The sequence below is a fragment of the Rhizobium pantanalense genome (assembly GCF_030182525.1).
In the GTDB taxonomy this organism is placed as follows: Bacteria; Pseudomonadota; Alphaproteobacteria; order Rhizobiales; family Rhizobiaceae; genus Rhizobium.
In genome coordinates this window covers 146,067-156,825 of the sequence record NZ_JAQJCH010000015.1, presented here as the reverse complement: position 1 = coordinate 156,825, position 10,759 = coordinate 146,067, and the positions used below count along the sequence as shown (strand labels likewise).

Sequence of the window (10,759 nt, the reverse complement as noted above, 5' to 3'; positions counted from 1 at the left end):
CGCTCTGAAGCAGGTGGGTGCCGATCTGATCCTTCTCGGCTTCCTGCATTTCCAGGAAGAGGTCGAATATTTCGGCAAGCACGTCATTCCGCTGGTGCGTGCGCTCGAGGAAACTCGGGATGCTGTTGCTGTGGCTGCGGAGTAAGCGCTTCCCCACGCAACACGCTTTGATCTCCTGCGCTTTCAAAGCTGGCGCCCATATTTCGGCGAACCGCGACACTGAGATGCAATCAACCTCCCTCACCGGCAAGATTTCCTTTGCGGTGAGGGAGATCTTCCCTGATATTTCAATCGATTGATGGAGATATTTCACACCGGCGCGGCTTGGTCCCGGGTGGAAGTTCATCCCCGAGTTTCTATATTCCAGGGATGCTCATGGTCTGACAAACAGGAAGAGGAGCAGGACATGACATTGACCTCACAAGACGTCACCTCCGTACTCGGCCCTGTAGACGAGGCCCTTATCGCTGATATTGTTGCGACAGGTGCAACGCCAACGGAACTGTCCGAGGCGTGGGCATGGGTCAACAGCGATGAGGCTTTGATCGGCGAAGGCCGCCATCTGCCCGCCGGGAAGGTGGCAGCGCTGGTGGATCTGCTTTCCGCCGACGACGAGGAATGGGAAGAATAGCAATTCGTGCCCTTCTCAGGGCCTGACGCAAGCCATGCCGCCACATATGCGCGGCATGGCTCCAGCTAAAGGCTAAAGCTCGACCTTTACATTGTCGCCCATGTCGGGTCTTGTATTCGAGACTGCGGCGGCCGCCATCTTGATGTAGCTGATGATGCTGCCGGGGCTATCCCAATACTCGGCGAAGACGGGCGTTACCTTCAAAACGCGGATCGAGGGATCGTCGGCGCTGTCCCACCAGGCCCTGGCGCCCGTGGACCAGAGATCCCTGACGCGTTCGCGGTCGTTGCTGATTTCAGCCGTCCCGGATATCGAAACATATTTTTGACCCCGGGTGTCGGCAAAGGCGAGGCAGACATTCGGCCAGCGGGCGATCTCCTCATCCTTGTGGCCCGCAACATCCGTCAGGAAGTAGATTGCATTTTCAATTGGCTCCGGATGCGCCGCCATCGGCCGGGCGCGCAGGCTACCGGATATTTGCGTGGTCAACATGCAAAAGCCGATCTTGTCGACCAGCTCCCAAACGCGGGCGTTTTCGTCGGTGTCGGTCATGGCTGTCTCCTGTTCTTGATTGCAAAAGGATGGAGCGGGTGAAATCATCCCGATGAAGCCTACGGCTGCTCGCGGGTTCCTGGTGCAGCCTCACGCTGATCCGCATCTTCGAGATCGCTCTTTACGACGAAGGCATCGTCGTGCTGGCGCACGGCCTCCTTCTCCGCTTCGATATTGGGCAGATCGTCCGGAGTGCGCTCCTTGACGTGCTTCGACGCCGCGTCGATCTCGCCTTTGGTCTGGTCGGCAGGAACGGATCCGATGCCATGATGCGTGGCGTCATGCTCGGTCCTTGCATTGCCTTTGTCTTGTCGCGTGTCCGTCATGTCGATTGTCCTGTTCGTCTGATCCCCATGATCTCGCGTCACGTCGAATGCAGCACGGCCGGGAGCTTTTCCGCGTGAAAAGGCGGCCGGGCCATATCAATCAAACCGTACGGCAGCCGCATTGTTCCGTATCGGCTGCGACGTGATGACAAGGTTTCGCGGCCAGCGGGATGGGCAGAAGGGAACCTTGAACCCGAATTTGCGTCTTCCTACGTGAGTAGCGGTCGAGGCTTTATGAGCTCGGCTGCAATCACGTCTGTTAGGAGTGACCAAAATGGAAGATAGAACCAGAACCATCGAAGACCTCAGCGTCGAAGAGCGCGAGGAAATCCTCATTGACGCCGCCCGGACGCTGGAGGGCAATGCACGCGAGGCTCTCGTCGAAGGCAATCAGCAATTTGCGGCGCTTTCGACCAATATGGCGCAAGCGATCCGCATCCATGCCGATGAACTGGCGCGCGACGATCCCGAACAAGCGGAACAATTGCTGCAGCAGGCTGTCGCAATGATCTCGCAGTTCAATGCTACTCATCCTTACCGGTTGATCAGCACGGCTGTTCACTAGTCGGCCCGATGCCCTACTTCTTGTCTCGACAAAACGACCTGGAGGACTTCGATGTCAGAACTCATAGTGCTTGGTTTCGATGATGCCGATAAGGCGGATGCTATCCTTAACCGTCTCGTTCAGCTCGAGAAAGAATATCTGATCGATCTGGAAGATGCCGTTATCGCAATTCGTGACGAATCCGGTAAGGTCCGTCTTAAGCAGAGCGTTAATCTGACCGCTGCCGGTGCCGCAAGTGGCGGCCTTTCGGGTGCGTTGTGGGGTTCCCTCGTTGGCCTGATCTTCCTCAATCCTCTTGCGGGCCTGGTGGTCGGCGGTGCGATCGGTGCCGGCTCCGGTGCTCTTGCCGGATCGATGGCCGATTACGGCATCGACGACGGCCTCATCGAAAAGCTTGCCGAAACCATTCCGGTGCATAGTTCCGCGCTCTTCCTGCTGATCCGCAAGGTTCAGCCCGAGAAGGTCCTTGCCGAATTCAAGGGCGAGCATGCGCGGCTGTTGCGCACTTCGCTTTCGCCGGATCAGGAAGCACGGCTGCGACAGGTTCTCGTTGAGGAGACCTCACTGCCATCTGCGGCGTCCGCCACCGTTTGAGCGTAAAATCCGATCCGTAACGGTCAGTCAAGCCGTGCTTCCGCAGAGGGCACGGCGAGACACCGGGTGATTTGCTATTATTCGCTCTCCTTCCATATCAGGACGAACACTGCCATTGTAAGCTGCGGGTTCTTCCTGCGATTGGCGTTGCAGCAGGGGGAGGGGCAAGACCCTAAGGCCATTGTCAGCATACGTTTTCAGATCAAAAGTAGCGCGATGACCGAATCCGTATCGCCTCAAAGCCAGCCCCCACCAAAGCCCAGGATATCGCTGATCCAGACCAAGCGCGCCGCGGTGCAGGCACTGCGGGTCATGATCGCCTGCACGATCACCTATGCCGTCTCCCAGCTCCTACACCTTCAGCAAGGCTATTGGGCCGTCTTCACCGTGCTGATCGTCATGCAGGCATCTGTCGGCGCCACCGCCGGCATGGCTGTCGACCGTCTGGTGGCGACCGTCGCCGGAGCTATGCTCGGAGGAGCAGCGGTGTTCGTCACACCGCAAGAGCCACTCGCTATCGGGATCGCGCTTATCTGTGTCGTCGGCTTTTCGAGTTTTGTGTCAGCGCGCGTCCCTCGCCTGCGCAATGCCGGGCTGACGGCGGCGATCGTCATGCTGACGCATTCGGCCGCCGTTCCTGTCGAGATTTTCGTCATCGACCGTATCGCCGAGATCACGTTAGGCGGTGTCGTCGGCGTGCTCGCCAGTCTCTTCATCCTGCCGACGCGTTCGCGAACCATGGTGCTCGATCGTTTCGGATCGGCCCTCGATGTCATGGCGCAGATATTGCGCACTCTGGCAACCGCAGTCGAAAAAGGCGAGCCGGTCTCGGCTTCGGAAGCCAATATCGCGCTGCGTCAATCGCTGATGGCAACGGAAACGCTTTTGACCGACGCGCAGCGCGAGCGCGCCTTCTGGTTGACGAAGCATGGGATTTCTGAGGCTATCCCTCGCTCCCTCTGGCGCATTCGCAACGACATGACCTATGTCAGCCATATCGTGGAAACGCCGTTCCCACCGGCGATCGTCGAAGCGATCGGGCCGCAAGCAGGGCAAGTGCTCGAGGCACAGGCCCGCTTCGCGGAAGCATGTGGCCGGGCGCTTCGTTCAGGCGACGAGATCGATCCCAAGGTGCTCTCCGCCGGTGATGAGGCCTTCGAAGCCGCTTTCAGCGCTCTGCAGAATTCGACAGAGGCCCAATCGATGGACTTCAACGAGACCGGCCGTCTGTTTGGACTTGATTTCACTCTGCGCCGGATTAGGCAGAATTTTCTCGATCTTGCCGATCGGATCCGCGAAAGCGATGTCGACTGAAAGGACCAGCCGGCCCGGAAAGCCGGCTGGCCTGCAATGTAATCACCAGCTCCACATGGTTCCGTCGGAAAGCCGCGCGACATCGAGATAGGCTTGCCGATAGGGGTATTTCTCGGCTGCCTTCTCGTCGAAGTCGACGCCGTGCCCCGGCTTTTCGCCGCTGTAGAGATGACCGTCCTTCAGATGCCATTCATACGGGAAGACGTTTTTGGCTTCGTTCGGATGGAAGGCATATTCCTGAATGCCGAAATTCGGCACCCAGCGATCGAAATGCAGAGCCGCACCCATCGTGATCGGCGACATGTCGGCCGCGCCATGGCAGGCCGTGCGGATGTGATAGAGGCCGGCGAGATCGGCGATGCGCCGCACATGCGTGATGCCGCCGGCATGCAGCGGCGTCGTGCGGATATAGTCGATCAGCTGCTCCTGGATCAGCTGCCGGCAATCATGGATCGAGTTGAAGACCTCGCCGAGTGCGAGCGGCGTGGTCGAGTGCTGGCGGATGAGGCGGAAGGATTCCTGGTTTTCGGCCGGAACTGCGTCTTCGAGCCAGAAGAGCCTGTGGCGCTCCACCTCCTTCGCGAGCCCTGCCGCTTCCTGCGGCGTCAGGCGATGGTGGACGTCGTGCAGCAGATGGAGATCATAACCGAAGCGATCGCGCAGATGGTCGAGGAGCTTCGGCAGGAACCGCAGATAGGTCGGCGTATCCCATAACGTTTCCCTTGGCTTGTCTTCCGCCTGGGCCAGCGAACCGACCTTTTCGACGCCATAGGTGATGGGCAGGCCGGGAACGGCGCTCTGCACGCGGATTGCCTTCCAGCCTTGTTCCTTGAAGGCGGCGACCTTGTCGCCCGTCTCTTCGATCGTCTCGCCGTTGGCGTGGGTATAGGCCAGCATATGCGTGCGGCTGGCTCCGCCGAGCAGTTGATAGAGCGGCATGTTGGCCGCCTTGGCCTTGATGTCCCACAGTGCTACGTCCACGGCGGCGATTGCCGCCATGGTGATTGGGCCGCGGCGCCAATAGGCACCCTTGTAGAAATATTGCCAGATATCCTCGATCTGCGATGCATCGCGACCGACGAGGCAGGGAACGAGGTGATCCTGCAAATAGGAGGCGACGGCCAGTTCGCGGCCGTTCACCGTGGCGTCGCCGATGCCGTAAATCCCTTCGTCTGTCTCGATCTTGAGCGTGACAAAGTTGCGTCCGGGCGAGCAGACGATGACCTTCGCATTGGTGATTTTCATGGAAACCCTTTCATGGTCTAAGAATGTAAATCATGCCTTCGGATCGGCGATCGGTTCGATGCGGCCGAGGACGAAGACATAGGAGACGATGCCGATCGCCAGCATCGCCCCGGCCAGAAGGAAGGCGCGGCTGAAGGACTGCGTGGCGCCTACGATGAAGCCGGTGATGATCGGCGCGGCGATGCCGGTGACGCTGTTCAGGAAGTTCATGATGCCGCCAACCGTGGCCGCGCCACCTTTGGGAGCGATCAGCGCAGGGATCGACCATCCGGCCGGTGCGGCAGCGGCAAGGCCGCTCAACGAAATCGTGATCCAGAGGATGGCCCAATAGGGATCGGCCGTGAGGCCGGCGCCGACGACGGCAAGCCCCATCAGCATGCCGAAAACGATGATCGACTTGCGAACCTTGGATTCGTCGTGGCCCTTGCGGATGAGATGGTCGATCAGCCAGCCGCCGATCAGGAGATCCGAAATCGTCGCGAAGATCCATGGGATCGTCGTGAAGCTTGCCGATTTCAGGATGTCCATGTGCATCTCCTTGACCAGATAATCCGGCAGCCAAAAGATGAAGAGGGCGAAAGCGTAACCATAGGCGGCAAAGCCGATCGAAAGGCCCCAGACCTTGCGATTGCGCAGGAGGTAGCCGAGCATGCCGACGGCATTGGCCAAGGCTTCGCCTTCCTGGGCAGCGCCGCCGGCCTTCAGGTAGGTCCGCTCCTCATCGGAAAGGTTCCTGTCGGCACTGGGATCGCGGTAGAACAGCCAGAACATGGCAAAGAAGACGAAGCTGATGACAGCCGTCGCCAGGAAGCCGCCGCGCCAGCCGAAATGCAGCATCAGGAAGGCGACCAGCGGAATGGCGATGACATTGGAGAATTTCGCGGCAGCATCGAAGAGCGCGGTTGCGAGACCGCGTTCATGGCGTGGGAACCAATAGCCGGTCGCCTTCGAATTGGCCGGGAAGCCCGGAGTTTCCGCTACGCCCAGGAGCATGCGGGAAAGAAAGAGCGTCTGCATGCCCGTCGAAAAGGCCGTGATGACGGAGGCGACACCCCAGGAGAATGTGCTCCAACGCATGACCCGCATTACGCCGAAACGGTCAAGTAGCATTCCGACAGGAATTTGCAGGAAACCGTAGGTCCAGCCGAAGGCGCTGAACAAGATGCCCATTTCTGCAGGGCCGATGTGAAAATCGTCCTGAATGAGCGGCGAAGCGACCGTCAGGTTCACCCGGTCAAAATAATTGACGAGAACGCCGAGCGCGAGAAGCGCGCCGATCCACCAGCGTCGATTGGTGGATGGTCGCCGCATGGCGCCAACGGCTGATGCGTGTTCGATTGTCATAAACTCCTCCCTCAAAGAAATATCACACTGGTAATCTGAAATTTCACATGAGGCAATGATTTTGATATAGACAGCCAAAAGTCAATACCGACTTTCGTGAATCGGGCGGGAGGACGGTGGTGAATTCGAGCCGGAAAAGATCGACAGAGCGATGATCAAAAAGGAAAAGCAGTCTCGAAGCCTGTCGGAGGAAGCCTATGATCGCCTTGAAAGCATGATCGTTTCCACCGAGCTGCTGCCCGGCGCACGCTACACGATCCAGCAGCTGCAGCAGCAGTCGGGCCTCGGCCGCACGCCTGTCCACGACGCGGTCAAGCGCCTCTCCGCAAACCAGCTTATCCATGTCAGCCCGCGCTCAGGCCTCCGGATCGCGCCTGTCAATCTGGCGCAGGAGCGGACGTTGCTTCCCTTGCGTACGGAAATGGAGGCGATTGCCTGCGGGCTTGCGACCGAGCGGGCGACGCCTCAGGATCACAAGATCCTCAGAACCTTCATTACCGATCTGGAGGCTTCCAAGGCGGAACTCAGCCTTGAGCGATTCAATGTCACGGACCGCCTATTGAACAGAGCGATCCTGACGGCATCCGGAGAGCCGCTCCTGGCGAACACGCTCATTCCACTCCAGACGCTCTATCGCCGCACCGGATGGATCTATCATACCTATCTCGGCCCTGGCGCTCCGATGGAGACAACTGTCGGGAGCCATATATCCCTGCTGCGCTTTATCGTTTCGGGAGACCGCATCCGCACCGAGAAGTTCGTGCGAGAGATGATGGAGGACCTCGGCAATATGTTGCTGAAGGTGCGCCAGTCGATCGATCCGGCAACACTCGATGTCAGTCTTGCCGATATGGCAGTCAGGACCGGTGTCGCCGGGCCGAACAACTGATCGAGCATGTATCCCGCAAATTCGACATGGCGCGGGTTGAAGTGCCGCCTTACGGCGGCGCTTTGGCGTCACGAATGTTGCAGGTCTCGCTCGACGGCCGTATCGGTCAGCCGGCGCCCGCCGGCATCGAACAGGCAGATCCGTTCCGTCCGCGGCTGCAGCCAGATCGTCTCTTCCGGTTCGATATCGAGCCGGTCATGGAAGACGGTGACGATTGTCTGCCCGCCCACGATTGCCGTTATATGCGTTTCGGAACCGAGCGGCTCTACCACCACCACGCGCGCGGGAATGCCGATATTTGCGGGCGCGAGGATGAGATATTCCGGTCGGATGCCGTAGACGCCTTTCACGCCGGAAACCCTGGGAGTGTTGTCGGGCAGGGGCAACAGGACGCCTTCATTGGTCTTGAAGACAGGCTTTCCGCCATCAGTGTCGAAGCGTCCATTCAGGAGGTTCATGGCCGGCGAGCCGATGAACGCGGCAACGAAGGTGCTTTGCGGGTTGTCGTAAAGCTCGAGCGGCTTGCCGATCTGCTCGATATGGCCGCCGTTCATGACGACGATGCGGTCGGCCATGGTCATGGCTTCGACCTGGTCGTGGGTGACGTAGATGGTCGTCGTTGCCAGGCGCCGGTGCAGGCTCTTGATCTCGGCGCGCATGGCGACGCGAAGCTTCGCGTCCAGATTGGACAGAGGTTCGTCGAACAGAAAGACTTGCGGATTGCGGACGATCGAACGGCCCATGGCGACGCGCTGGCGCTGGCCGCCGGAGAGCTGGCGGGGATAGCGCCCGAGGAGATCGGTGAGGCCGAGAATCTGCGCAGCATGTGCCACGCGCTTTTGCTTTTCTTCCTTCGCGGCTCCGGCAAGTGTCAGCGAGAAGGCCATGTTTTCGGCAACCGTCATATGCGGGTAGAGCGCATAATTCTGGAAGACCATGGATATGTCGCGCTCCTTGGGCGGCAGGTTGTTGACGACGCGCCCTCCGATGCTGATCGTGCCGCCGGTAATATCTTCAAGGCCGGCGATCATTCTGAGGAGGGTTGACTTGCCGCAGCCCGAGGGGCCCACAAGCACGACGAATTCGCCGTCGGCAATGTCGGCGGAGACGCCGTGGAGAACTTCCACGGCGCCATAGGCCTTGCGTGCCTTATCGATGCTGACCGTTGCCATCATACCCCTCCGATCCGGATCTCGTTCGATGACAAGGCGCCTTCATGGATGAGAAGGCCGACGCCGCCGTCACGGAAGGCATCGGCGGCGGTATCTTCCGCCGTCACCGAAACACCGTCGGCTTCGAAGGTGATGCGCGCACCCTGCGCCGAGACCTTCATGGCGATATGCTTGTCGAACTCGGTCTTGAAGGCGGTTTCGGCAAGAACCTTGGTTTCCTCGTCGCGCACTTTGACGATCTGCATCTTGCCGTCGCGTGTCACGCGGGCGCCGTAGTATCGGCGTAGGCCCTGAGCGCGGATGGCAAGGCCACCGTAATTGCCGAGATGGATCATAACCTGGCCCGAGGCCTGGTAGTCGGCCCATTGGCGCGTGCCGTGAATGATGATGCCTTCGCCTCGGTTCTGCGCGATGCGGAAGGCGGCTGGGAAGCGCTTGGAGAAGAAGCTTGCGCCGTTCACCCAAGCCATGCGCCAGAAATCGCCATCGCCTGCCGGGCGCTTCAATGTCAGTTTGGGCACGCCGTCCCAGCGGAGATAATCGACGAACAGGCGGCCATCGGCGCGCCTGCCGGTGCCGGTTACGACGATGCCGATCTCGGCGATCGGCTGGCCGTCGATCTCAGGAAGGGTCCATTCGAGAATGGCTTCCGAGCCCGGTTCTATGACGACCGGCGCCGAGTCGATGTCGCTCAACTGATCGCGTCCATCATAGACCCGGATGCGCAAACGCGCTTCGATTATGCCGCGGTTCTGGCCGTTGGCCTTGACGCGGGCCTTCACCGTCTGGCCCGGATAGACGAGTGGTGTCGCCATCAGGTCGTAGGTGCGCATGTCGAGCATTTCGCGTGGCGAGAAGGTCGGCGTCGTCACGACGGCGCTTTGCGCCGGTCCGAGGGCTTCGTAATCGATCGTCAGCGCGCGGCCGCTTTCGAATTCGGCATTGCCGACACGCACGCCGCCTGTCGCGTCGAGACCTGTCAGTGGGCGGAAGCCCTGCTGGCTGCCGGGAAGCGAGAAGTGAAATTGCGCACCGTTTTTCGGGGCCTTGAGCGATTGTTGCCCGGCAAGCTGGAGACCGAGATTGGTCAAGAAATAGGCCTGACGCACGGCATCGTTGATGGAATTGCCGCCGTCGGCAGACGAGATCAGCATGCGATCGGCGATAGGGCCGCGGAAGTCCGGCCCTTCGGCAAGTCCATTGAGGCCGTTCATGATGCCGAGCAGGCAGCCGACATTGCCGGCGTTGCAGTCGGTATCCCAGCCCGATGTGTTGACGATCATCTGCGCCTTTTGGAAATCGTGCGGCGCATAGAGCACCGTCATGATCATCAGCGCGTGATTGGGCATGATATGGCAGTTGCCGGGATATTTGTCGTAGCCGTAATTGTCCTGGATCTTCTGGCGCGTGTCGCGCCAATCGGGATGAGCCTTGTGCCAGGCCCTGATGTCGGCAATCAGCTTGGCGATCTGGCTATCGCTCGGGATCTGCTTCAGCCCCGTGTCGATCAGATGGTCGATGTCTGAGGCGATGAAAGCTTCGGCCTCCATCGCCGCCCACAGCATGGCGGCATAAACGGATTCGCCATCATGGCTGACCTTGCCGGCCTGTTCCGCAAGCTTGGCCGCGAGTTCCGGCTGGCCAGGGGCGACCATCGCCCATCCATCGATGAAGATCTGGGCGCCGATCTGCTCGGCAACGCCCCGGCCATTGGTCGCGATCGAACCGGACTGCGGGGCTGGCACGCCCTTTTTGAGATTGAGCCAGGCGGTGTGTTCGGTGGAGTTGCCATTGCCGCCCCACCAGAGGATCGCGCGTTCCTCGACGATGTAGTTGAGCCAGGCCTTGCCGATTTCCTCGGCCGAGAGGTTCGGTTTGATGCCGTAATCTTCCAGCGCGCGGATGAAGGTGAAGGTGCCAGCGACATCGTCGTCGGTGACGACGAGCGGCTGGTTCAGGCGTTCATGCACGTAATATTCGATAGGGCCGAGTTCCTCCATGATCTTCTGGTAGGTCCACCCCTCGAAGGGGCGGCCGAGATAGACGCCGATGAGCTTGCCCAGCACGCCAGCATAGACACGTTCGAGATAGTCGTTCGGAAGCTGCATTGCTTACTCCATTTATCGA

General features: G+C 59.8%; 12 protein-coding genes and 1 pseudogene. 7 read left to right on the top strand and 6 right to left on the bottom strand.

Going from position 1 to position 10,759, the window contains the following annotated elements; all coding sequences use genetic code 11:
• The 3 genes and pseudogenes from PH558_RS30200 to PH558_RS30190 all read left to right on the top strand — a co-directional run.
• A pseudogene (locus PH558_RS30200) lies at positions 1 to 145 on the top strand (dimethylsulfone monooxygenase SfnG); the annotation flags it as partial.
• Entirely contained in the window at positions 120 to 299 is a 180-nt protein-coding gene (locus PH558_RS30195) for a hypothetical protein (RefSeq protein ID WP_285208086.1), read from the top strand. The pseudogene PH558_RS30200 and the gene PH558_RS30195, both read left to right, overlap by 26 nt.
• Positions 300 to 406: 107 nt before the next feature.
• Positions 407 to 631 (top strand): hypothetical protein, encoded by a 225-nt coding sequence (locus tag PH558_RS30190; protein ID WP_095437426.1) that lies wholly within the window; start codon positions 407 to 409, stop codon positions 629 to 631.
• 72 nt (positions 632 to 703) lie between these two features.
• On the opposite strand, the gene PH558_RS30185 is transcribed toward PH558_RS30190, so the two are convergent.
• Positions 704 to 1,183 carry a pyridoxamine 5'-phosphate oxidase family protein gene (locus tag PH558_RS30185; RefSeq protein ID WP_095437427.1) on the bottom strand — a complete coding sequence of 160 codons (480 nt, stop codon included), beginning with the start codon at positions 1,181 to 1,183 and terminating at the stop codon, positions 704 to 706.
• 59 nt (positions 1,184 to 1,242) lie between these two features.
• Positions 1,243 to 1,509, bottom strand: a complete 267-nt coding sequence (locus tag PH558_RS30180; RefSeq protein ID WP_285208085.1) for a hypothetical protein — start codon at positions 1,507 to 1,509, stop codon at positions 1,243 to 1,245.
• A 274-nt stretch (positions 1,510 to 1,783) separates the two neighbouring features.
• Between PH558_RS30180 and PH558_RS30175 the strand changes: the two genes are divergently transcribed.
• From PH558_RS30175 to PH558_RS30165, 3 genes are all read left to right on the top strand, one after another.
• Positions 1,784 to 2,074 (top strand): hypothetical protein, encoded by a 291-nt coding sequence (locus PH558_RS30175; RefSeq protein ID WP_095437429.1) that lies wholly within the window; start codon positions 1,784 to 1,786, stop codon positions 2,072 to 2,074.
• 51 nt (positions 2,075 to 2,125) lie between these two features.
• Entirely contained in the window at positions 2,126 to 2,668 is a 543-nt protein-coding gene (locus PH558_RS30170; RefSeq protein ID WP_095437430.1) for a DUF1269 domain-containing protein, read from the top strand.
• Positions 2,669 to 2,884: 216 nt separating this feature from the next.
• A complete protein-coding gene (locus tag PH558_RS30165) occupies positions 2,885 to 3,982 on the top strand; it encodes an FUSC family protein (RefSeq protein ID WP_285208084.1) in 1,098 nt (365 codons plus the stop codon).
• A gap of 42 nt (positions 3,983 to 4,024) precedes the next feature.
• Here the strand turns inward: PH558_RS30165 and manD are convergent, their stop codons facing one another.
• Together manD and PH558_RS30155 are read right to left on the bottom strand one after the other, a co-directional pair.
• Positions 4,025 to 5,227, bottom strand: a complete 1,203-nt coding sequence (manD, locus tag PH558_RS30160) for a D-mannonate dehydratase ManD (RefSeq protein ID WP_095437432.1) — start codon at positions 5,225 to 5,227, stop codon at positions 4,025 to 4,027.
• A 30-nt stretch (positions 5,228 to 5,257) separates the two neighbouring features.
• Positions 5,258 to 6,571, bottom strand: a complete 1,314-nt coding sequence (locus PH558_RS30155) for an MFS transporter (RefSeq protein WP_095437433.1) — start codon at positions 6,569 to 6,571, stop codon at positions 5,258 to 5,260.
• A 151-nt stretch (positions 6,572 to 6,722) separates the two neighbouring features.
• Here PH558_RS30155 and PH558_RS30150 point away from each other — a divergent pair, with 151 nt between their 5' ends.
• Positions 6,723 to 7,460, top strand: coding sequence for a GntR family transcriptional regulator (locus tag PH558_RS30150; protein ID WP_285208083.1), 738 nt, complete (start codon positions 6,723 to 6,725; stop codon positions 7,458 to 7,460).
• 68 nt (positions 7,461 to 7,528) lie between these two features.
• On the opposite strand, the gene PH558_RS30145 is transcribed toward PH558_RS30150, so the two are convergent.
• Both PH558_RS30145 and PH558_RS30140 read right to left on the bottom strand, forming a co-directional pair.
• Positions 7,529 to 8,632, bottom strand: coding sequence for an ABC transporter ATP-binding protein (locus PH558_RS30145; protein ID WP_285208082.1), 1,104 nt, complete (start codon positions 8,630 to 8,632; stop codon positions 7,529 to 7,531).
• On the bottom strand, positions 8,632 to 10,740 hold the full coding sequence (locus tag PH558_RS30140; RefSeq protein WP_285208081.1) for an ADP-ribosylglycohydrolase family protein: 2,109 nt from the start codon (positions 10,738 to 10,740) through the stop codon (positions 8,632 to 8,634). Before PH558_RS30140 ends, PH558_RS30145 begins: the two co-directional genes overlap by 1 nt.
• Positions 10,741 to 10,759 lie beyond the last annotated feature (19 nt).

Bases quoted from the DNA above. Each gene is read 5' to 3' on its own strand.
- PH558_RS30195 (WP_285208086.1), top strand. From the start codon at position 120: ATGCTGTTGCTGTGGCTGCGGAGTAAGCGCTTCCCCACGCAACACGCT.
- PH558_RS30190 (WP_095437426.1), top strand. From the start codon at position 407: ATGACATTGACCTCACAAGACGTCACCTCCGTACTCGGCCCTGTAGAC.
- PH558_RS30185 (WP_095437427.1), bottom strand. From the start codon at position 1,183: ATGACCGACACCGACGAAAACGCCCGCGTTTGGGAGCTGGTCGACAAG.
- PH558_RS30180 (WP_285208085.1), bottom strand. From the start codon at position 1,509: ATGACGGACACGCGACAAGACAAAGGCAATGCAAGGACCGAGCATGAC.
- PH558_RS30175 (WP_095437429.1), top strand. From the start codon at position 1,784: ATGGAAGATAGAACCAGAACCATCGAAGACCTCAGCGTCGAAGAGCGC.
- PH558_RS30170 (WP_095437430.1), top strand. From the start codon at position 2,126: ATGTCAGAACTCATAGTGCTTGGTTTCGATGATGCCGATAAGGCGGAT.
- PH558_RS30165 (WP_285208084.1), top strand. From the start codon at position 2,885: ATGACCGAATCCGTATCGCCTCAAAGCCAGCCCCCACCAAAGCCCAGG.
- manD (WP_095437432.1), bottom strand. From the start codon at position 5,227: ATGAAAATCACCAATGCGAAGGTCATCGTCTGCTCGCCCGGACGCAAC.
- PH558_RS30155 (WP_095437433.1), bottom strand. From the start codon at position 6,571: ATGACAATCGAACACGCATCAGCCGTTGGCGCCATGCGGCGACCATCC.
- PH558_RS30150 (WP_285208083.1), top strand. From the start codon at position 6,723: ATGATCAAAAAGGAAAAGCAGTCTCGAAGCCTGTCGGAGGAAGCCTAT.
- PH558_RS30145 (WP_285208082.1), bottom strand. From the start codon at position 8,632: ATGGCAACGGTCAGCATCGATAAGGCACGCAAGGCCTATGGCGCCGTG.
- PH558_RS30140 (WP_285208081.1), bottom strand. From the start codon at position 10,740: ATGCAGCTTCCGAACGACTATCTCGAACGTGTCTATGCTGGCGTGCTG.